The following is a 22,100-nucleotide window of genomic DNA, read 5'->3' on the forward strand; positions in this document are numbered from 1 at the left end:
ACACACACCTAACCTATCAAAACCTGACAATGGAGATAAAATATATTCTTGACATAATTTATTTAATAGGTTCTGTAACCTTTGTCATTGGCTTGAAAATGTTAAGCCATCCCGACACCGCCCGAAGAGGGAATTTATATGCCGCTTTCGGGATGGCATTAGCCATAGCAGGCACTATTCTATGGTATAATCATCCGAATGGTTATACGACAAGAGAGCCACTGAAAATCATTCTGATTTTAGCCGCTATTGGTATCGGCACTGTAGCAGGCTGGCTGACAGCCAATCGTGTGCAAATGACCAAAATGCCCGAATTGGTTTCATTGTTCAACGGAATGGGAGGAGCCTGTGCGGCATTGATTGGTATTATGGAATATGAGCATAATATCGGTAAAACAGGGGCTTTGGCAACTATTATAGCCGGAATGATTATCGGCTCGGTTTCTTTCAGCGGAAGTATCATCGCTTTTCTGAAACTCAATGAAACTATGAAAAAGCCAATCAGGCTGCCGTCTTATAATATTCTCAATACAATGGTCATGGTAGGCTTAATCGCCTTTGGTATATTCATTGTTTATGCACAACCAGAACATCTGTTTCTTCCGATATTGCTTTTCGTAGCAGCTTTGGTCTATGGTGTTTTATTCGTAATTCCTATCGGTGGAGCAGATATGCCTGTGGTTATCTCCTTACTTAACTCTTTTACAGGATTAGCGGCGGCTTTTGGTGGCTTTCTTTATCAGAATCAGGTGATGCTTACGGGTGGTATCCTGGTTGGCTCGGCAGGCACAATCCTTACTTTGGCCATGTGCAAAGCCATGAACCGTCCTTTGAGCAACGTAATTTTCGGTGCCTTTGGTGCAGGTGGTGCCAGTGGCGCAGGCAATGAGGTAAATGGAAGCATCAAAGATATTTCGATTTCAGATACAGCTATCCTGATGAACTACGCCAAAAAAGTAGTAATAGTACCTGGTTATGGTCTGGCTGTGGCGCAGGCGCAGCATGTGATTCATGAACTGGAAACCTTGCTTGAAGAAAGAGGCGTCGATGTGGAATATGCGATTCACCCGGTGGCAGGTCGTATGCCGGGACACATGAATGTATTGCTGGCAGAAAGTAATGTATCTTATGACAAACTGGTTGAGATGGAAGACATCAACCCTGAATTTGCCAAAACAGATGTAGTATTGGTAGTGGGTGCCAATGATGTGGTGAACCCTGCAGCTAAGACAGACCCATCATCGCCTATATTCGGGATGCCTATTCTTGATGTAGAAAATGCTCGTAATGTCATTGTCAACAAAAGGAGTATGAATGCTGGCTATGCAGGCATTGACAATTTGCTTTTTTATCAACCAAAAACAAGTATGCTTTTCGGCGATGCCAAAGGAGTACTGACCAAACTGGTTAGTGAACTGAAACAGATGTAAAATTTGTACTTTCTTGACAAAATATCATAGAATCATTGCCAGTTTTACCAAATACAAAATATTGTTTGGTTTTAGATTTTAAATTTGAGTAGTTTTACTTACGACTTAACTATAAAAATATTTACCGTTGGAACCTACAAACGTCAATGACCCCGAGTACTATCACAAGGTAGTAGATTGCCAGTACGCTTGTCCTGCGCATACTCCTGTGCCTGAGTACATCAGATTAATTGCGGCCGAACGCTATACCGAAGCATACATGATTAACTGGGAATCGAACGTATTTCCGGGTGTATTAGGCCGTACCTGCGACAGGCCATGCGAACCAGCCTGCCGCCGTGGAAGAGTAGAAGAAGAACCCGTAGCCATCTGCCGTTTAAAAAGAGTAGCCGCCGATAACAAAGGCGATGTCAAGAACCTTATTCCCAAAGCTCCCAAACAAGGCAATGGCAAAAAAGTGGCGCTGATTGGTGCCGGCCCGGCCTCCCTGACAGTTGCCCGGGATTTAGCACCGTTGGGCTATGAAATCCACGTTTTCGATGAACAAATCAAAGGTGGTGGTATGATGCGCAGCCAGATTCCCTCCTTCCGCTTACCCGAAGCCGTGTTAGATGAAGAAGTGAATAATATTCTGGACATGGGTATCCATACCCATTTCAAAACCTATGTTTCAAGCCTGAAAGATGTTTTAGCCAAAGATTACGATGCCGTTTTTGTGGGCACAGGTGCGCCGAGAGGCAGAGATTTGTCTGATTTACAGGGCCGTAAAGAAGGGGCTGCTAACATCCATATCGGCATTGAATGGCTGGCAAGTGTAGCTTTTGAACATACCAGCAAGATTGGGAAAAATGTAATTGTATTAGGTGGGGGAAATACCGCTATGGACTGCTGCCGTACTTCCCGCCGTTTAGGTGGCGAAAACGTAAAAGTTGTTGTACGTAGTCCATTTACCGAAATGAAAGCATCTCCCTGGGAAAAAGAAGATGCCATGCACGAAGATATTCCTATTTTAGACAATCATGTACCTAAATCTTTTGTAGTAGAAAATGGGCAATTAAAAGGAATGACCTTTGAAAAAGTACATGCAGTATATGATGAAAAAGGCAAACGCTCATTGGTATCTACTGGCGAAGACCACGTGTTTATAGAAGCCGATGATGTACTGGTAGCTATCGGACAAGAAAATAGTTTCCCCTGGATAGAGCGTGATTTAGGCATTGAGTTCGACAAATGGGAAATGCCTAAGGTAGATGCCGTAACGTTTCAATCGACCAATCCTAAAGTATTTTTTGGCGGTGATGCTGCCTTAGGGCCTAAAAATGTAATTACTGCAGTAGCGCAAGGGCATCAGGGAGCAATTTCGATAGACTTATTCTGTCAGGGCAAATCATTAGCTGACAGACCTGCACCATTTACTAACCTGATTTCACAAAAAATGGGTATCCATGAGTGGAGTTATGATAGTGTAGTAGCTAACGACCATCGTTTTGTAGTAGCTCAGGCCGATAAAACTATTACCCTGAAAGACCGTAAAAAAGAGGTTGAATTAGGTTTTAACAAATTAGAAGGATTTAAAGAAGCACAACGTTGCCTCAACTGTGATGTACAGACAGTATTTACTGTTAATCGTTGTATAGAGTGTGACGCCTGTATGGATATATGCCCTACTTCGTGCATTACTTTTACTGATAATGGTACAGAAGAAGACCTGAGAACGCGCCTGATGGCACCTGCATTGAATCTTGAGCAAGACCTCTTAGTATCAGGTACTTTAGCTACTGGTAGAGTGATGGTAAAAGATGAAGACGTATGCCTGCATTGTGGTTTGTGCGCCGAAAGATGCCCGACCTCAGCCTGGGATATGCAGAAGTTTTTCTATAATGTTACCAAAGCACATCATGGTTGCCAGACAGCCTGATTTTTACAAGACTATTATTTAATAACGATAAAACTTTCCGACAGAGGATCGGCTTAAAATGTCAGAACTTATCAATGATTTTGTAGTTCGCTTTGCTAATGTAAACGGTACAGGTTCGGCCAGTGCCAATGGCATGTTTGCCAAAGCAATCTTCCGCATGGGGATTCCCGTTACACCCAAAAATATCTTCCCCTCTAATATTCAAGGCTTACCTACCTGGTACGAAGTACGCATCAGCGAAAAAGGCTATTTAGGCCGTCGTGAGGGCATAGATTTGATGGTGTCGGTCAACCCGCAAAGCATGCTGAAAGATGTACAGAGTGTGCGCCCCGGCGGATACTTTATGTACGATAGTACCAAGCCTCTTCATAAAGAATATATCAGAGAAGATATTACTTATTTAGGTATTCCGCTTATGGCCATTTGTCTGGAACAGTACTCAGACCCCCGCCAAAGACAATTGTTCAAGAATATCATCTATGTCGGTGCGCTTTCAGCATTATTAGCTATTGAATTTGGTGTATTGGAACAATTGTTGGCCGAGCAATTCAAGGGAAAAGAGAAACTGATACCAGCCAACGTTCAGGCTTTGCAATTAGGCGTAAAATATGTACAGGATAACTTTAATTATCCGCTGGATATCCGGGTAGAGCGCAGAGACAAAGTAGGTAAAAAAATCATGATTGATGGCAACGGTGCCTGTGGTTTAGGAGCGGTGTTTGCCGGAGCTACTGTTGCGGCATGGTATCCCATTACCCCCTCAACATCTGTAGTAGAGAAATTTGAAAAATATGCCAAAAAATATCGGGTAGACAAAGCAACAGGCAAGAAAAACTACGCCATTGTGCAGGCAGAAGATGAACTGGCCGCCATAGGTATGGTAATAGGAGCCAACTGGAATGGCGCAAGGTCTTTTACGGCAACCAGTGGACCGGGAGTTTCGTTGATGAACGAGTTTTTAGGCTTAGGCTACTTTGCAGAAGTGCCAGCAGTATTGATTGATGTACAACGCACAGGCCCCTCAACAGGAATGCCTACCCGTACACAACAATCTGATATTATGATTGCCGCTTATGCTTCGCATGGCGATACCAAACACGTTGTATTGTTTCCAAGTAACCCTAAAGAGTGCTTTGAACTAACAGCCGATGCTTTTGATTTAGCCGAACGGCTGCAAACACCTGTCATTGTTTTAACAGACCTTGACTTAGGCATGAACGACCACATGAGTGAGCCTTTTGAATGGAATAAAGACAGACAATATGACAGAGGTAAGGTATTAACGGCTGAAGACCTTGAAAACATGGGACGCTTCGGGCGTTACCTTGATGTAGATGGCGACGGGATTCCTTACAGAACCTATCCGGGTACGCACCCAACCAAAGGCTCTTATTTTACTCGTGGTACTTCTCGTGACGAATATGCGGTTTATACCGAAGATAGTGCCGTATATATCAGAAATATGGAGCGTCTCGTAAAGAAATGGGAAACAGCTAAAACCATCATGCCTGCCCCCTATTTTTATCAGCAGAAAAACATGAGTCCGATAGGCGTTATTTTCTTTGGCACCTCTACCTATTCATCAGAAGAAGCCATTGATATATTACGGGAACAGGAAGTCGTGATGGATGCCATGCGTATCAAGGCTTTTCCTTTCAATGAAGAAGTGGCTCAGTTTATTGAAGACCATGAGGTAGTATATGTAATTGAGCAGAACCGTGATGCCCAGATGCGCTCACTACTGATTAACGAACTGGAAATCAATCCTAAAAAACTGATTCGTATTCTGAATTACGACGGAATGCCAATTACAGCAGATAAAATTGTTAAGGAAATCACTCAAACGCTTGTAACTACCTGAAATCATGACATACATTCGTCCAACCTTTCGGCATCCTAATTTACCGAAAAATAAAATAAACTATACCAAGAAAGATTACGAAGGCGCACTTTCAACCCTTTGTGCGGGCTGTGGTCATGATTCTATCAGCGGAGCCATTATTCAGGCTTGTTTTGAATTAGCTATTGAGCCCCATCGGTTAGCCAAGTTATCAGGCATTGGCTGTTCGTCCAAAACACCTGCTTATTTCTTAGGCAATTCGCATGGTTTCAACTCTGTTCATGGCCGTATGCCATCAGTGGCTACGGGAGCTTACTTAGCGAACCGTGATTTAGTTTATTTTGGGGTATCAGGCGATGGAGACTCTGCTTCTATTGGTATGGGGCAATTTGTGCATGCCATTCGTCGAAACCTCAATATGACATATATTGTGATGAATAATGGTTGCTATGGATTAACGAAAGGACAAGACTCTGCAACAGCAGATGCTGGTTCTATCAGTAAGGCAGGTTCAACTAATCTATTCAATGCTATTGATTTAGTAGGTTTAGGCTTAGAATTAGGAGCCACATTCATAGCCCGTAGCTTCTCAGGCGATAAAACCCAGTTAATTCCCTTAATCAAAGCAGCAATGTCGCACCCGGGTTTTGCCCTCATTGATGTTATTTCTCCTTGTGTAACTTTCAACAACAATACCGGTTCTACCAAATCTTATGATTATGTACGTGAGCACATTGAGGCTACATCGACTATAGATTTTGTGCCCACTATGGAAGAAATTACAACTTCATACGAAGAAGGAGATAGCAAAGAAGTAGCTCTGCACGATGGCTCGGTTCTGAACTTGCAGAAACTTAATCAGGGTTGGAATCCGGAAGATAAATTATCTGCCATGATTGCCTTGCAAAACGCCAAAACCAAAGGAGAGATTTTGACCGGATTAATTTACATTGAACCTAAAACCCAAAGTTTACACGAGGTTTTAGGTACTTGTGAAACACCTCTCAATGAACTCAAGGAAGATTTACTTTGTCCTGGTCAGGATGCGTTAGAAGCCCTGAATCAGAGTTTGAGATAACCGAAAAATGATAGAAAGGGCTTATACATGGATATACAAGTTTCATGGATAAGCCCTATTTTTGTGCATACTATTTTACCCGTTCTATTATCAATTTATCTTTACCTATATTTCTATGAAAAAATCAACACGTATTCTATCCCTTCTATCAGTTGTGCTTGTCTGCTTGTTATTCAGTAAAAACACTTTCGGGCAAGCTAAAGCTAACTTAAACGATGTAGCTTTTATGCACGGTCATTGGCAAGGTACATTTAATGGTGGTCCCATTGAAGCGTTCTGGGCTAAACCTGCAGGCGATAACCTCACAGGTTTTATGCGCATGATGAAAGACGACAAAGTAACCATGTATGAAATGCTTATTTTTGAGCAGACCGACAAAGGCCCTATTGTACTGGTAAAACACTTTAAACCCGGCCTGGTAGGTGTAGAAGACAAAGATGTATCAGACCGTTATAGTTTTATTGAGTCTAAAAAAGAATGGGCATTGTTTGAAAAACAAGATGGTTCTATCCGTATCATCTACGAAAAACGTGGTGCAGACCAATTGGTAATTCAACGTGGCAAACAAGAAAACGGCAAATGGGTATTTGCTGATTTATTTGTATTTAACAAAGTAAAGTAGTTGATAGAGCTTAATAATGAGTCGTCTTGTAATAGACAGATAACTTATGAAAGATAAAATACTCACCAGTTAAGTTGGCTTCACTGGTTTTCTGATAAATCTGCTCAGATGTAACTCTCTTCAAAATAAATTAAATCTTAATGGATTATAACTACGATTTGATGCTTTAATAAGTTTTCTAAATCGCTTTTTGATTTATAATCATACTCATCCGCCTTAGATGAAGTTACGTGTGTGTACCCCAAAAATTTATCCACATAAACTATTAGTTGGAATTCCTGTTAAAGAAATGCAAAAACATCAGAATGAAAAGCAGATGGAAGAGCTACTAAGAAAGACACGCTGCGTAATGATTTAATAACCGCAATTTGGGTACTTCCACTTGCTTCCCTTGACGTGGAGATTTTAAATTGGATACAATTTTCAAGAAAAAGATTTCAACAATGCAGTTAGATTTTCAAGGCCCATTAGACATTCAGTTCAGAAAATTTGAGGAGGCTTGGCTTGACATCCCCGTTTTTGAGCTTTTCACCAAAATAGTTGAAAGAAAGCCTGATAAAATAGCTTTAATCTGTGGGGAAAACCAACTAAGCTATAAGGAAGTTTATGAATGGGTACTGCTTATAGCAAATGAGCTTAAAATACAACATTCAAAACAAGAGCCAGTTGGTATTGCTTTACCTAATGACGTATTTTTCCCAATCTCTATGTTAGCTTCATTGGCAGCAGGCTGCCCTTATGTGCCTCTGGATATAGATTTACCTGTTTTGCGTAATCAACTTATTATAGAACAATCTGGTTTAAAGTCAATTATTACCTTCTCCGACTCTTATAAATTTGAGGGTATGGCTGAACTTATAAATCTTGATATACTATCCTCAGCAGAATGCCTTCAAAATGATTTTAATACTTTTCCTGAAGATATAGCCTACATTATTTATACATCGGGTTCTACCGGCATACCCAAAGGTGTTTACCAAAATCAACGTAACTTATTACATGATGTAATGCAATATACCAACTCTGTACATTTAAACGAAAACGACCGTTTAACACTACTGTATTCACCAAGTGTTGGGGGGGCTAATAGAGACATTTACGGAGCACTTTTAAATGGCGCAACTTTGGTAATCAACAATCTTAAACTCAATAAATTATATGACCTAAGTAAATTTCTCAGAAAAGAGCGCATTACTATCTATCATTCAATACCCAATATTTTTAGAACTTTTCTTCTATTAAAACCAGATAAATCTGATTTGGAAACAGTAAGACTTATTTATCTGGCAGGAGACCGAATTTATAATACTGATGTTGATTTATATAAATCTTTTTTTACTGACAATTGTCTGTTATATGTGGGTATTGGAGCTACAGAAATAGCCACCATATATCGGCAATGGTTTATTAATAAAAATACACTTATTAATACTGAACTTATCCCATTAGGCTACGCTGTTGAAGATAGAGAAATGCAATTGCTTGATAGTGATCATAAACAGGTAGTTGACGACAAGGCAGGTGAAATTACCGTTTACAGTAAGTTTATTTCTTTAGGATACTGGAATGATTCCATACAAACAGAAAAGTCTTTTACCAATTGTGCTGGTGATTCAGCAATAAGGATTTATAAGACAGGTGATTTAGGGAGAATTAACAGAGATGGTCTTTTAGAATTTATAGGAAGAAAAGACAGCCAGGTGAAAATTAATGGGTATAGAGTCGAGTTAAATGAAATAGAAGGGCTATTAATGAATTATCCTTCAATAACACATTGCAGCGTGGTTTTATATACAACAGAGAAGCACAATGCAATATTTGCCTTTTACGTGAGCACAATTGAACTATTAGAAATAGTAGTAAAAAGCTGGCTTAAAGAACGTTTACCCGACTATATGATTCCTCAAAGGTGTATTCAAGTTGATGAAATACCTCTTTTACATAACTTTAAAAACGATAATAAATCATTAAGAGTCTTAGCTGAAAACTATATTGGCAATGTGCCAGAAACTGAAAAACAGCCAGAAGATTCTTTATTTACTATTCTTAGAGGAACATGGAGCCGATTCTTAGATAAAGAATCTTTTGATAGAAATATCAAATGGAAATATGCCGGAGGCGACTCAGTAAATGCTGTTAATTTTTTAGTTCAACTGGAAGCAGATTTAGGCACTACGCTGCCTACCGATTGGATAGACGGTGAAATGTCTCCCAACGGAATTTATAATTACCTGAAAACATTAGATTTAACCAGAAAAATTAACGAGAAGAAAATAATTTATTTTTTCCCTTCTTTATCGGGTATGGAAGAAAATACCCGTCTATTTTTAAATAAACTATCTGCACTTGTCTCAGTCACAATAATCAATTACCCTAAATTCAGTAATACCCCATTAAAAGACAGAAATTTAAATTACATAACAGCGTTCATAGAAAAGCAAATTCCTAATTATGGTGGTCCGAACACAGGCTTTATCAGTACCTGTTCAGGTGGCTCAATTATGCACCATTTTATTACAAGCAAACAGACTCAACACTATAGTTTCATCGGAATTATAGAAGGTCGGGCTCAGTACAAAGCTCCGCCATTGTATAAAGGTTTTTTTAAAAGAGTAAAACTTTTTTTAAAAAGAGAGAATATTATCAACGATATGATATTTGCCCTCTATACCCGCTCTGATTATTGTAAAAAAATAATCCACTACATGGAGAGAAAAAAATACTATTCATTTAAAAATCGTTCAACTCTATTAAGTATATATCAAAACTTATGTCTTTCTTATTTTGATGGTGAAGCTGTATACTTTAACTGTGAGCAATCTTCCATAAATCCTGTGAGTGCTCAATGGGAGTTATATTATAAAAAAATCAGGCTGATTTCATTAACCGGGCATCATCAAGATATGTTAAATGAGTATAATGCTAAAATAGTAATAGATAAAATAGCAGAAGTTCTTACCCTCATGAAAGTAGAGTAATAAGTGAATCATCCTCTAATAGATTGACAAGGTATTAAAGCTAAAATACTGACCAGTAAAGCCAACTTTACTGTTTTTTAGAGAAACCTATTCAGGCATTAATTACTGTTTTTAAGGTTTACCCTTTCATAAACCGAATCAACAATATTTCAATGGCTAAAAAAGCCAAAGCCAATATCACACAATATTTCCAAAGCGGTGTACCAATGTTATTCTCCTGAAAAGTCTTTACAAAGTCTCCATCTAAAAGATTATTGAAGATAGTTACATTCTTTTGTCCGGCAAAGAAATTTCGTAGTTCTTCAGGCGTATAGAACTCCATTTTCGACTCTTCATTGTCATGGTTTAAAGCTAATAGTTTCTCTGTTTTACCATCTAACTGCAATTCATAATAGCCCGACTCTAATATCTGATTATCGCTTAACTGAGTAGCTTTGGGCAATTCTAAAGTCAGTTGGTTACCACTGATTCGTTGAATCGGAATAATTTCTATATTATTTTTATTAGCCTCTGTTACAACGCTTTTCAGCTTATAGGTAGCATTTTTCTTTACGTTCGGTATATCAATGGTAATGCTTCCCTCACTAAAGTTATAAGCCGCTCTTTCCTGCCTTACACTCATGGAGGCTATTTTAAACATAGTTGGCACAAAAAAAGCGTGTTCAGCAAAATTACCATAGGTTCTTTCTACCGGAGACGCACATAAATATATCTTACCTTTAGTGGATGTATTGGTTGCTGTAATAAAGTTCTGGAGATTTCTGAAAGTAAGTATTTTCTCCCCTATGCCCGACCAGTTCCATACAGGCTGCATAACAGGTGTATTGGCTACACCCTGCAAGGTTGTTCGTTCAAATACATCGGCATAGAACGGATTCTGACGATTGGGTTCAGCAACCGGCAACTGGCTTTGCGGTAATGGTGGCTGGTTAATCACGGTAATGCCTTGTATGCCAAACCCAGCTAAAAACTGCCCGTAATCTGCTGCATCAGGATTTGAAGGCGGAAAAATCAGCAAACTTCCCCCCTGACGAATAAACTCTTCCAGACTTGCCCTGAAAGTGCCACTTACCTGCTCTACGCCCTCTAATACAATCAGATTGGCATTCTTAAATTGCCCGACGTCCACATTATTGGCACTATAAGGCTGGTAGGCAAAAAGGCTGTCGTTATCAAATACTTTGCCTATATAATCGGCTGCGCTGCGTTGTTGGTAAAGATGCAATACCTGAATAACAGGCGAAGCATCTAATACAAAGTAATAATCGTTATCGAAAGTAATTGGCTGGTCGTCGAAAGAGACTTTACCTTTATGGAAACCTTTATCTTTTACCGTAAAATTAAAGGTTGCTGTAGCAGAACTATTAGGCGCAATATCAACCGAAGCAGTAGAAGCCTGCGCATTGTCAATAAATAACTTTACCGGAAGTTTCTCTACCTCATTATCGCCCGAATTAAACACTTTTACATACAACACATTATTCTGCATTTCTCTGATAAAAGGTGAAGCTAACCAAACCGAATCAACAAATACATTTTGCGAGGCTTTGCCTTGTACAGGCACTAGAAATAGTTTATCTAATGAATCTATTTTTAATTGCTTCATATTTCCGGCCGTACTTTTCTGAAAATCAGAAAACCAGAAAAACTGGTTATTGGCATTGGCATTATGTTTCTGTGCCAGGCTTCTCTGACGCTTATAGACATTCTCGAATGTACGGGGATTAGGAGATAAACCAATTGAGGTTAATCTGTCTTTTACCTTAGTTGCATTTGTTACAGCCTGGTCTTCACCTGAAAAATCGTTGGTTACTAATTGCACATTAGGCGACTGGCTGAATAGCGTTAGTAATTCATCTATTTTGGTAACGGCAAGGTCTAAATAACGTTTGTTTTCTGTAGTATTCTGCATACTCAAAGAATTATCCAGATAAAGACTGCTTACTCCTAACCCTGATGAGCGATTAGTTGTATTGTTTTTGGCAGGCAGAAAAGGCTGCGCAAAAGCAAAAGCTAAAAAAGCAAGAAATAGCACGCGTGAGGCAAGAATCAGCCATTGTTTAATACGCCTAAAAGAGCTTGTCTCTGTCTCGACCGCTTTCAGAAATGCAACATTCGTAAAAAATACCTTTTTGGTACGACGAAAGTTAAACAGATGAATAATAATTGGCACCGAAACAGCCAATAAACCCCACAAGAAAGACGGAAAGAGAAACTGCATATGTAAGCCCCTAAAGGTATATCTTTTTAAGTTTTATAAATAAACGTAAAAGTCTGTAAATCCTTTCAATGTTTCATTGATATTTTACGCTTATTCGACACAACAGCCAATTATTATGCCAAACCCCGGTAATATTCAACATTGAAAGTATAATTGAGAAGTTTTTCAGGTAATAGCTAATCAATCAATAAATCAGATTAGCAAACTTAATAAAATACAGTAATTTTGTCAAAACTTATTACACCCTGAAACACATGAAAAAACACTTCATTCTACTATCTGTTTTACTGTTTTCTTTTGCAAGCCAAGCCCAGTTAACCGTCGAGAAAATCATGCAGGAACCTTATAAATGGATAGGGACTTCGCCCAGCAATATTTTCTGGTCGGAAGACTCCAAAACCATTTATTTTTCCTGGAATCCTGATAAAAACAAGGCTGATTCTTTGTATAAAATTGTTTTACCTAACCATACGCCTGTTAAAGTTACTCCCAAAGAAAGAAGAGCCCTGCCTGCACAAACCGGCACTTATAATCGGGATAATTCGCTGAAAGTATATGAAAAACAAGGTGAGTTATACCTGATGTATTGTAAAACCCTGAAAATTAAACAACTGACCAACACCATTGAGCGGGAATCGAACCCTTATTTTAATGGTGATGAAACAAAGGTTATTTTTTCAAGAGCGGGCAACGTGTTCAGTCTTAATCTGGCTGACGGGCTTATCTCACAATTATCAAATTTTATTGTAGGCAGCAAAAAAGCAGAAGCCAAAGTGAGCGAGGAGGAAAAATGGTTAAAAGCCGACCAACTGGCCATGTTTGAAATACTGAAAGAACGCAAAGCAAAGAAAGACGAAACCGAAAAAAATACTAAAGCCGACCAGCCCAAACGTCCGAAAGAAATTTATTTAGAAGGTAAGAATCTGGAAGTTCCGATGGTAAGCCCGGATATGCGCTATATTACCTATCGGCTTTCTACGCCTGCTGTTGGCGCTAAAGCTACTATTGTGCCCAGTTATGTAACAGAATCGGGTTTTACAGAAGATTTGCCTGCCCGTACCAAAGTAGGTAGCCCCATGACCAGCTACGACAGCTATGTATATGATACCCGAAAAGATACAGTATATCAGATTAGCACAAAAGACTTAGTAGGTCTTACGCAACAACCTGAATTTCTGAAAGATTATCAGAAACAGTCTGATACTACCAAAAAGAAGCCTGCCAACCGTAAGCTGATTATTACAGCACCTAACTGGTCGGATAATGGCTCAAATGCCGTAGTAGTGGTACGCTCATTTGATAATAAAGACCGTTGGCTCATGTTGTTAGACCCTGCAACCGGAAAACTCAAATTATTAGATCGCCAGCATGATGAGGCATGGATAGGTGGGCCGGGTATGGGTTTTACACTAAGCGCAGGCAATATCGGTTGGGTTGATGAGCAGACGTTGTACTTCCAGTCAGAGGCTGAGGGGTATTCGCATCTTTATACGGTAAATGTACTTACAGGCGAGAAAAAACAATTAACCACAGGCAAGTTTGAGGTACAACAGGCACAATTATCTAAAGATAAGCAATGGTTTTACCTGACTACCAACGAGGTACACCCGGGAGAAACCCATTTTTATAAAATGGCGGTAAGTGGTGGCGAACGCACAAAAATTACAAGCCTGGTAGGCGGGAATGATGCCACGCTATCACCAGATGAATCGACCATTGCTTTACGCTATTCTTATATGAATAAACCCTGGGAATTGTTTGTACAAGAGAATATACCAGCCGCAAAAGCCGAACAATTAACCAGTTCACTAACCGATGAGTTTAAAGCCTATGCCTGGAAAGAGCCTCAGATTATTACTTTTAAAGCCCGTGATGGCGTTGATATCTATGCCCGTATTTATGAACCAGCCAAAAAATTAAAGAATAAAAAAGCGGTCGTATTTGTGCATGGCGCAGGATACCTGCAAAATGTGCATAAATGGTGGAGCCAGTATTTCCGTGAGTATATGTTCCATAATTTATTAGTTGATAAAGGCTATACGGTTTTAGATATTGATTACCGTGCAAGTTCAGGATATGGCCGTGACGTGCGTACAGGCATTTATCGTTTTATGGGTGGCAAAGATTTAACCGATAACGTAGATGGGGCTAAACTTTTAGTTGATAAATATGGCATCGACCCTAAGAAAATCGGCATTTATGGTGGGTCTTATGGTGGTTTTATTACCTTGATGGCTTTATTTACTACGCCTGATGTATTTGCCGCAGGCGCAGCTTTAAGACCTGTAACCGACTGGGCAGCCTATAACCACGGCTATACAGCCAATATCTTAAACGAACCACAAAACGATAGTCTGGCATATCGTAAAAGTTCCCCTATTTACCATGCTGCAGGATTGAAAGGACATTTACTGATTTGTCATGGAATGGTTGATGTAAACGTCCATATTCAGGATTCTTACCGATTGGTTCAACGCCTGATAGAATTGAAAAAAGAAAACTGGGAAATGGCAAGCTACCCGATGGAAGACCACGGTTTTGTAGAGCCTACCTCTTGGATGGATGAATATAAGCGGATTCTGAAATTGTTTGAAGAACGATTGAAGTAAGCCCATCCCTAACCCTTCTCCAACAATGGGGAAGGGTACAAAACACCTCCTATTCTACTGGCTGGAGATAGGTTTATTTTCTGCCTTTTTATATTCTCTCGTCCAGTTTATAGCCCCAAATAAGGCTATGACACAAAATACGGCATAGAGTAGCGAGTACAGTTTTACCTCTTTTACATAGTACATATAAGTACTGATAATATCTACGCCTAACCACACCCACCAGGCTTCTACCTTCTTACGGATAAGCAAAAATGTAGCAAAAATGCTCATAACGGTTGTGAAAGAATCCATGTAAGGAAAGGCGCTTGGCAGGCTGAAAACCATAGGTAGCCATTCGTGAAGGTTTTTGGCAAATGTACCCAATAAGGCAGTGCCTGTGAGCCCTATGAGTGTCAATAAGCCAAACTGTTGTACTGACAACTGGCTTATTTTTAATTCGTTCTTTTTATTGGCTTCCTGTTGTTTCGGGTATTTCCATTGCCAGAAACCAATCAGATTAGTAATGAAAAAAAATACCTGCAGAAACATATCAGGATATAACTGAATCTGATAAAACATCATAAAAGCTAACACAACATTTACCAATCCTATAATCCAGCTCCATACATTTTCCTGAGCCGATAGAATCACCGCTACCAAACCTGTGAGGGTAGCATAAAATTCTAAATGACTCATTTTTACCCCCCAAAGCTCAAAAAATATATGATTGATGTCGAAAAAATCCATGCTTTATTCTTTTTCCTCCAAGATAGGAATTGTAATGGTTACTTTAGTACCCAAAGCCTTTTTTTCTTCATCATATAAATCTTCAATAATTACCTTACCTAAGTTTGTATTATATTGCTTATTGAGTGTCTCTATGGTTTCCAATACATTTTTTGTTCCTTTAGAGTCTCGGCGGTTAGCACTCAATTGGTTCAGTTCTCTCGATTTAGCACGGCCTACGCCATTATCCTCAATAGAACACGAAACTGTATTTTCTTCCTCATTCAGCGAGTAATACACGGTTATATTTCCAACCCCATCGGTTTTCTGCATAAGGCCATGCCATATCGCATTCTCTATATGTGGCTGTACAATCATAGTCGGAAAGAGTATTTCGTGAATATTGATACTTTCATCAACTTTAATGATAAAATCAAACCTTTTTTCTCCAAACCGCAATTGCTCCAGTTCAACATAGAGTTTCAGAAAACTGATATTCTTTTCAATAGGCACATAAGGTTTATCGGTATTATCTAATATCTGACGTATCAGCTTGGCAAACTTTGACAGGTATCTTGATGCTTCATGGTTTTCGTTATAAAGAATAAAACTGTTAATGGAGTTCAGGCAATTAAATAAAAAGTGAGGATTCATCTGCGCCCTTAAAGCACGCATTTCCAATTCTGCAATTTTTCGGTTCAGCAAGGTTTTCTCGGTTTCTTCTCTCTTTACCTTATTCAGTCTGAAAGTAAAAAATAACACTATACCTCCGATAGCAAGTCCGACCAATGTATAGGCAAACCAACTATGTCTCCAGAATGGTGCCGTTACACGCACTTTCACTTCTAAAGGCTTATCGTTCCAGACACCGTCTGAATTAGCAGCTTTTACCCTGAATACATAATCACCGATAGGTAGTTGCGAATAGCTGACAAAATGCCTGTTTCCACTCTGTACCCAGTCATCATCAATACCCGATAACTGATAGGCATATTGGTTTTTTTGGGGAGAAATAAAATCTAATGCAGCAAAATCAAACGAAATAAAATTATTCAGATAGCTTATTTCTATCGGTTTGGCGTGGTCATAAGCAAAAGGCTGATTCATTACTTTTACCTCAGTAATCGCCACTTGTGGTTTGTTGTTATTAGTCGGGATTCTGTCGGGATGAAAAATATTAAACCCATTTACACCACCAAAAGCCAGTTCGTCTGTCGATAATTTAATGGCTGCACCACCGTTAAATTCATTATTCTGCAAACCATCGCTTACATCATAATTGGTAAAGGTTTTTCTTTTTTTATTAAATTTTGATAGTCCGAAATTAGTACTTATCCAGATGTCGTCTCCATGTGGTAAAGCGCAATATGCAGTATTATTAGCCAGGCCCTCGCTTACATTATAAGAAATAAACTTATTGCTACTTATATCAAAATGCGCCAACCCTTGTGTATAACTTGTAATCCAAAGATGCTTGTCATCATCCTGAAAAATTGAGCCAATATCGTCTAAATCGATATTACGGTTGATACACTGCGTACGTATAACACTCACTTTTTTTGTCTGTCTGTCATATTTCAGCAGGTTTATTCTCCCTCCTATCCAGATATTGCCTTTACGGTCTTCGTGCAGTGTATTTACTAATTCTGATTCGTTTTCAGTTTCGTTGAAAGTTTCAATCTGATGATTTACCGGACTATATTTTACTACTCCATTCTGCGTACCTAACCAGATACTCCCATCTGATGTATGAAGAATTTTCTTGATAAACTGATTGATAAATCGCTTTGTTAAAACCTCATGTTCAGGTGCTAACGGATAGACTCGCTTTTTTGCCAGATTAAACTCAGTTATATTATCAGAAGTTGCCAGCCAATAAATACCCGGTTTTACTTCTGTAATAGAAAAAATACGGTTCTGCTGAATATTGGCACTTAAAATATACTCAAATGTATTGGTCTTCCGGTTCCATAAATTCAGGCCTCCGCCATCTGTACCTATCATCAGGTAGTCTCCTGCTTCACAGAAACTAAGAATAAATTTATTGTTCAGCCCATTATTCATATTAATGGTCTTGAACTTAATATTACTAAGGTTTATTTTACTGATACCGGAGTTATTACTACCGACCCAAACTACGCCTGTATGGTCTTGAAAAGAAGTATAAAGCGGAGAGCCATGAACAAAGTTAGGCTTATTATCGTCGGAGGGAAGCATGAGTAAAGAATTATCAACAGGATTATACTTAAAAAGCCCTGTTAGGGCACTTGCCCATATATTCCCTTGTTTATCCAGATTAAGTCCATTAACGCTGAATTCTTTCAAATCGGGAAAATACTTTTTAAAATTGACTATTCTGTTTTCGTTCCAGTTATCATCTAAGGCTATCATCCCTACATTATCCACGTTCACCCAGGTCTGATTCCCAGCTTTTAACAGGCCAAAGGATACATTTTCATTGAAATTTTTAAAAACTCGCTTGGTTAAACTTGCTGAGGAAATGTTATATTCAAAAAAACCTTCCGAGGTTGAGTAAAAAATTTTAGTATGCTTATTATTCAATACTAAATCAAACACATTGCCCGTAGCATGTTTTTTAAAGGCTTTTGTCTGAATATTAAACTCATAGATGCCTTGATTGGAAGCTAACCAGAAAATATCTTTACCATCAGGATAAATAGCTCTTATCCGAAAACCATTCATATAGTTATGAAAAGACTCATCGTTCAGATTCATCTCCGATAAGCCATTTCCGGTGGCAATCCACATTTTATCCTTGAACTGATAGAGATTATATATTCGTGAATGAGGTAAGGAGTTCTTTGGTTTATCAGGGTCAGGCCGGAAAACTTTAAATTGATAGCCATCATACCGAAGTAATCCATCATGTGAGCCTAACCATAAAAAACCTCTTGCATCTTCTGTAATAGCTACTACTGTATTTTGTGTCAGGCCATTGGTATTATCAAAATGCTCTATAATCCCGCTTCCGATTTCCTGTCCGAAAAGCGATAGATTGAATAGGCAGAAGAAGAAAACCTGATAGATTTTCGTATAGTGAAGTTTAGTATATGCTTGCTTTATTTTCAAGATTCTATAGGGTTAAAAATAGGTATCGTTGCCCTCTGTATGCTAAAACTTTATTCAATATAAATAAAAACTTTTTTATCAATCAAACTACAAATTCTTATACTTCCTCAAACACTCCTTATTTCCTGCCAAATATCAATCAACTTCTGCCAGCTATCAATTGAAACCTGCCAAAAAAAAATCTGTGCATTCCCTAAAAAAAAAATAGACTTATATTAGTCTGCCAGACAGTTAGGAATACAGCATCATTAAAAGCCATGAATTTATTTTTCTTGATATTGACGGGAGTCTTTATGATTACGGCATTTTGGGTAGCCTTACTCAAAATCATTGCTCATTTAAGCGGGTGGAATACCCTGAAACATACCTATGAAACTACTTATACACACAATGAAATCAATTACTTTGGTGTATCCGGAAAAATCGGTGGGTTTTACTATAACAGCATATTAAATGTATCTCTTTCAGAGGCAGGTGTGTATTTATCTGTTAGGCCTTTATTCCGTTTCGGGCATCCGTTTCTATTGATTCCGTGGAGTGCTATTAAAAATATCCGGGAGAAAGACAAGACTCTTTTCTGTGAGGTAGATGGCATACAGATTGGTTTATCTAATAAAATTCATAATATTTTTAAAAGTTATTTAAGTGCCTACTCTTAAGAGTGTCAGTGCTGTTTTGTACTAAAAACTATTCTCGTCCTAAGCGAAATTAGTATTATCTACGTCTTTTCATAGTATCTGTACTATAAGTTGTTTAGCTTTACTAATAAGTTGAAAAAAAGGCTAAATAATGCTTCATGCTTATACGTTTAGATAGGGTGTTTCGGCATAGTACATTATGAGCATTACCTGAATGAAAAAAAAACTACTATTATTTATACTGTTTCCGCTTATTGGTTATTGTCAGCTATTTCAGGAAGAAACCGAAATCAGAAAATACTATAACCAACCTGCTTCTTTGGCCAATCTTAATCAGGTTTCTTTTTTATTGAATGATTTAAGTCTCTACGATAGTAGTTTTCATATTTCAAGGCGTTGTATAGCATTAGCCAGAGAAACCCGGAACTACCAGGAGTTAGGTCTTGCCCAATTTAATATCGGGCTTCTTTATCAGCGAACAAGTAAATATTATCAGGCCGTTGAATATTACGAAGCCGCCATCAGAAGTTTTCAAAGAGCAAAAGATGCCAGGCACGAAATTGAAGCGTATAGCTACTTGGGAATGTGTTACCGGGGGCAGGATATGTCGGATAAAAACATCGAATTTCAAAGAAGAGCTATCCAGCTTTCTTATCAATATAAAAACTATCAGTTTCTTGGTATGTGCCATAGTGCACTTGGTTTAGGATTCTTAAAGGTTTCAGAAATTGATTCTGCAAAAAAACACTTTAATCTGGCACTGAAATTTGCCCGTGAATATGCCGACACCATGACGGTTGGCGGTTCGCTAAAAAATTTAGGTATTATTCTGTTAGCCGAAAATGAAGACAAAAAAGGGCTGACACTTCTGAAACAATCCATTGAAGTTTTCGGGAATAGTTCCTGGATGAAAATCAGTAATAACCAAGCATTTTCTTATATGGCGCTGGCTGATTATTATCATAAATATAAAGACTATCAGGCTTCTATTGACTATGCGCAAAAGGCATTTGCTATTACACAAAAATCTGACTGGATTGAAGAATCAGAGGCTGCTTCTGCAAAGCTCTACGAGAATTTCAGCGCAATTGGTAACCAGGCCAAGGCTTTGTACTATTTAGAACTCAACCAAATCTACAATAAACAACTGACCCAGCAGAGGCTACGTGTACAGCAGGAAGCGCTTAACAGTCGGCTACAATATGAGTTGCAACAGAACAAAATAAAACTACTGAATAATGAGAGTGAAAAACAAGAGTTGCAGCGTAATTCGCTCATTATTATTCTGTTAGTGGTTTCGGTGGGTAGTTTTGTTATTTTCAGCCTTTATCGTACCAACCGCAAACAGAAAAAAGAGATAGAGGAAATTAATCTGGGGCTTGAACAAAAAGTAGCAGCCCGCACAACCGAGTTGCAAAAGGCTTATAACGAAATAAAAGATGCTACCATGATTGGGCAAACAATTGAGCGCAAACGTGTAGCTGCCGACTTGCATGATAATTTAGGGAGTTTGTTATCGGCATTGACTTTCAGCCTTGAAGCCGTTGACACAACTCATTCATCGCCGGGCGAACGCAAGATTTTAAATACGATTAAAGAGCAGGTAAATCAGGCACATGAAGAAGTAAGGTTGTTTTCTCATAATCTGCAACCTACCGAACTTGAAAAAGAAGGTTTATACAATGCGCTTGAGATACTGGCAGCTAAAATAAATACCCTGAACAAGATAAAACTTGAACTCGACTTAAAACAACTTACCCCACAAGCCAAAAACATTGAGTTTAATCTTTATTCTATTTGTCTTGAAGGCATCAACAATATTCTTAAACACGCACAAGCCACTTACGCCAGTATTTCATTCAAAAACACTAATGGGCAGCTAACTATGTCGATTGCCGACAATGGCAAGGGGATTCAGGCTAATAAAATAACAGGCATCGGGCTGAATAATATTAAAAGCAGGGTTGAGCAGATAGGGGCTCATTTCAGTATTAAATCTGATGAAAAGGGTACTGTTTTAAATGTAACACTTACCTAATCTCTGATAGAGGTATTATTGCCTGATATACAGACCCAATTATCATTGCGTTTGATATATACATCATTATATTGTGTAGCTTTTTTGCTACCATCTTTCATTTGCTCTATCATGGCAGCGTGAATCATGGCTATGTCTTTAGCTACAAACCTAATCTGGAGGTTCTCTATGCTATAAGATGCTAAATTGCTATTTGTAGTACTTTTCAGTTTTGCCAATACTGCTTGTTTCTCATAAAGTTGTCCATTACTCGAAAGCAGAATAAAATCATCGGCCAGTATTTTATCTAATACGTCAGGCTTTGCTTGCATAAATGCTTCAGCATGCTGGCGGTTCAGCTCAGTAAGTTTTTTAATATCAGTTTCTGAGCCTTTATAGAAAGATATTAACGGAATATTTGTAGGTAGTTTTGTAAAAGCTGGTGCTTTATCTTCTGCTTTTGAAATACCTGTGATATTGGCTGAAACACAAATCCATGCACCGTTCCGTCTTATATATACGTCGTTATACTGGCTTAGTGATTCCTCTTTATCTTTTATGCCTTTATAGGGTGTGCTGGAAAAAACCAAAGCGGCATCATTACTGATAAACTGGATTTTAGTTTTGTCTGCAAAAAAATAGTCGATGGTATTGAAACGAGGCTTACCAAATTCCTGAGCAATCTGTTTTTTAGGATATAATCTACCATTACTCCCACTCTGATGCACAAAATCATCAGCCCATAGTAACCTGTTGTAAGTAGCAGTATCAGACCTTACCCACGATTGTATATATTGTACATTGAGGTAGTAAAGCCTTTTATAGTCGACATCAGTACCATATTTCTGATTAAATGTAACCTGACTGACACACAAATGACTGGAAGCCATCAGCAAAAAACTAATGAAGGGTAAAGTAGCTTTCATTTTTTATAGTTTTTAGATGAGAATC

Annotated in this window: 13 protein-coding genes; 9 read left to right on the top strand and 4 right to left on the bottom strand. The window is 38.5% G+C overall.

From position 1 onward, the window contains the following. Nucleotides 1–29 precede the first annotated feature (29 nt). The 6 genes from EWM59_RS09640 (at nucleotide 30) to EWM59_RS09665 (ending at nucleotide 9,866) form a co-directional block, all read left to right on the top strand. Nucleotides 30–1,430: an NAD(P)(+) transhydrogenase (Re/Si-specific) subunit beta gene (locus EWM59_RS09640; protein ID WP_130020757.1), complete on the top strand. Its 1,401-nt coding sequence runs from the start codon at nucleotides 30–32 to the stop codon at nucleotides 1,428–1,430. A 127-nt stretch (nucleotides 1,431–1,557) separates the two neighbouring features. After that, complete coding sequence (locus EWM59_RS09645) at nucleotides 1,558–3,348, top strand: FAD-dependent oxidoreductase (RefSeq protein WP_130020758.1); 1,791 nt, start codon at nucleotides 1,558–1,560, stop codon at nucleotides 3,346–3,348. Between the two features lie 58 nt (nucleotides 3,349–3,406). Further along, entirely contained in the window at nucleotides 3,407–5,209 is a 1,803-nt protein-coding gene (locus EWM59_RS09650; protein ID WP_130020759.1) for a 2-oxoacid:acceptor oxidoreductase subunit alpha, read from the top strand. 4 nt (nucleotides 5,210–5,213) lie between these two features. Next, the gene (locus tag EWM59_RS09655) at nucleotides 5,214–6,266 is read left to right on the top strand and encodes a 2-oxoacid:ferredoxin oxidoreductase subunit beta (RefSeq protein ID WP_130020760.1); all 1,053 of its coding nucleotides are present in this window, start codon (nucleotides 5,214–5,216) and stop codon (nucleotides 6,264–6,266) included. A 115-nt stretch (nucleotides 6,267–6,381) separates the two neighbouring features. Next, the gene (locus tag EWM59_RS09660; RefSeq protein WP_130020761.1) at nucleotides 6,382–6,888 is read left to right on the top strand and encodes a DUF6265 family protein; all 507 of its coding nucleotides are present in this window, start codon (nucleotides 6,382–6,384) and stop codon (nucleotides 6,886–6,888) included. Nucleotides 6,889–7,331: 443 nt separating this feature from the next. Then, on the top strand, nucleotides 7,332–9,866 hold the full coding sequence (locus EWM59_RS09665) for an AMP-binding protein (RefSeq protein ID WP_130020762.1): 2,535 nt from the start codon (nucleotides 7,332–7,334) through the stop codon (nucleotides 9,864–9,866). Between the two features lie 118 nt (nucleotides 9,867–9,984). On the opposite strand, the gene EWM59_RS09670 is transcribed toward EWM59_RS09665, so the two are convergent. Further along, on the bottom strand, nucleotides 9,985–12,087 hold the full coding sequence (locus EWM59_RS09670) for a BatA domain-containing protein (protein ID WP_130020763.1): 2,103 nt from the start codon (nucleotides 12,085–12,087) through the stop codon (nucleotides 9,985–9,987). Between the two features lie 254 nt (nucleotides 12,088–12,341). On the opposite strand from EWM59_RS09670, the gene EWM59_RS09675 reads away from it, so the two are divergent. Further along, nucleotides 12,342–14,696: a S9 family peptidase gene (locus tag EWM59_RS09675; protein WP_130020764.1), complete on the top strand. Its 2,355-nt coding sequence runs from the start codon at nucleotides 12,342–12,344 to the stop codon at nucleotides 14,694–14,696. Between the two features lie 54 nt (nucleotides 14,697–14,750). Here EWM59_RS09675 and pnuC read toward each other — a convergent pair whose 3' ends face one another. Both pnuC and EWM59_RS09685 read right to left on the bottom strand, forming a co-directional pair. Then, nucleotides 14,751–15,425 (bottom strand): nicotinamide riboside transporter PnuC, encoded by a 675-nt coding sequence (pnuC, locus tag EWM59_RS09680; RefSeq protein ID WP_130020765.1) that lies wholly within the window; start codon nucleotides 15,423–15,425, stop codon nucleotides 14,751–14,753. Nucleotides 15,426–15,428: 3 nt separating this feature from the next. Next, nucleotides 15,429–18,494, bottom strand: coding sequence for a ligand-binding sensor domain-containing protein (locus EWM59_RS09685; RefSeq protein ID WP_130020766.1), 3,066 nt, complete (start codon nucleotides 18,492–18,494; stop codon nucleotides 15,429–15,431). A gap of 257 nt (nucleotides 18,495–18,751) precedes the next feature. Here EWM59_RS09685 and EWM59_RS09690 point away from each other — a divergent pair, with 257 nt between their 5' ends. Together EWM59_RS09690 and EWM59_RS09695 are read left to right on the top strand one after the other, a co-directional pair. Beyond that, complete coding sequence (locus EWM59_RS09690; RefSeq protein ID WP_130020767.1) at nucleotides 18,752–19,153, top strand: hypothetical protein; 402 nt, start codon at nucleotides 18,752–18,754, stop codon at nucleotides 19,151–19,153. A 193-nt stretch (nucleotides 19,154–19,346) separates the two neighbouring features. Further along, nucleotides 19,347–21,170 (top strand): tetratricopeptide repeat-containing sensor histidine kinase, encoded by a 1,824-nt coding sequence (locus tag EWM59_RS09695; RefSeq protein WP_130020768.1) that lies wholly within the window; start codon nucleotides 19,347–19,349, stop codon nucleotides 21,168–21,170. On the opposite strand, the gene EWM59_RS09700 is transcribed toward EWM59_RS09695, so the two are convergent. Beyond that, nucleotides 21,167–22,075, bottom strand: coding sequence for a nuclear transport factor 2 family protein (locus EWM59_RS09700; protein WP_130020769.1), 909 nt, complete (start codon nucleotides 22,073–22,075; stop codon nucleotides 21,167–21,169). The genes EWM59_RS09695 and EWM59_RS09700 overlap by 4 nt on opposite strands. Between the last annotated feature and the right edge of the window lie 25 nt (nucleotides 22,076–22,100).

The sequence above is a fragment of the Emticicia agri genome, from assembly GCF_004168285.1.
In the GTDB taxonomy this organism is placed as follows: Bacteria; Bacteroidota; Bacteroidia; order Cytophagales; family Spirosomataceae; genus Emticicia; species Emticicia agri.

Coding starts and splice junctions, on each gene's coding strand:
- EWM59_RS09640 (WP_130020757.1), top strand. CDS start 30: ATGGAGATAAAATATATTCTTGACATAATTTATTTAATAGGTTCTGTA.
- EWM59_RS09650 (WP_130020759.1), top strand. CDS start 3,407: ATGTCAGAACTTATCAATGATTTTGTAGTTCGCTTTGCTAATGTAAAC.
- EWM59_RS09655 (WP_130020760.1), top strand. CDS start 5,214: ATGACATACATTCGTCCAACCTTTCGGCATCCTAATTTACCGAAAAAT.
- EWM59_RS09660 (WP_130020761.1), top strand. CDS start 6,382: ATGAAAAAATCAACACGTATTCTATCCCTTCTATCAGTTGTGCTTGTC.
- EWM59_RS09665 (WP_130020762.1), top strand. CDS start 7,332: ATGCAGTTAGATTTTCAAGGCCCATTAGACATTCAGTTCAGAAAATTT.
- EWM59_RS09670 (WP_130020763.1), bottom strand. CDS start 12,087: ATGCAGTTTCTCTTTCCGTCTTTCTTGTGGGGTTTATTGGCTGTTTCG.
- EWM59_RS09675 (WP_130020764.1), top strand. CDS start 12,342: ATGAAAAAACACTTCATTCTACTATCTGTTTTACTGTTTTCTTTTGCA.
- pnuC (WP_130020765.1), bottom strand. CDS start 15,425: ATGGATTTTTTCGACATCAATCATATATTTTTTGAGCTTTGGGGGGTA.
- EWM59_RS09690 (WP_130020767.1), top strand. CDS start 18,752: ATGAATTTATTTTTCTTGATATTGACGGGAGTCTTTATGATTACGGCA.
- EWM59_RS09695 (WP_130020768.1), top strand. CDS start 19,347: ATGAAAAAAAAACTACTATTATTTATACTGTTTCCGCTTATTGGTTAT.
- EWM59_RS09700 (WP_130020769.1), bottom strand. CDS start 22,075: ATGAAAGCTACTTTACCCTTCATTAGTTTTTTGCTGATGGCTTCCAGT.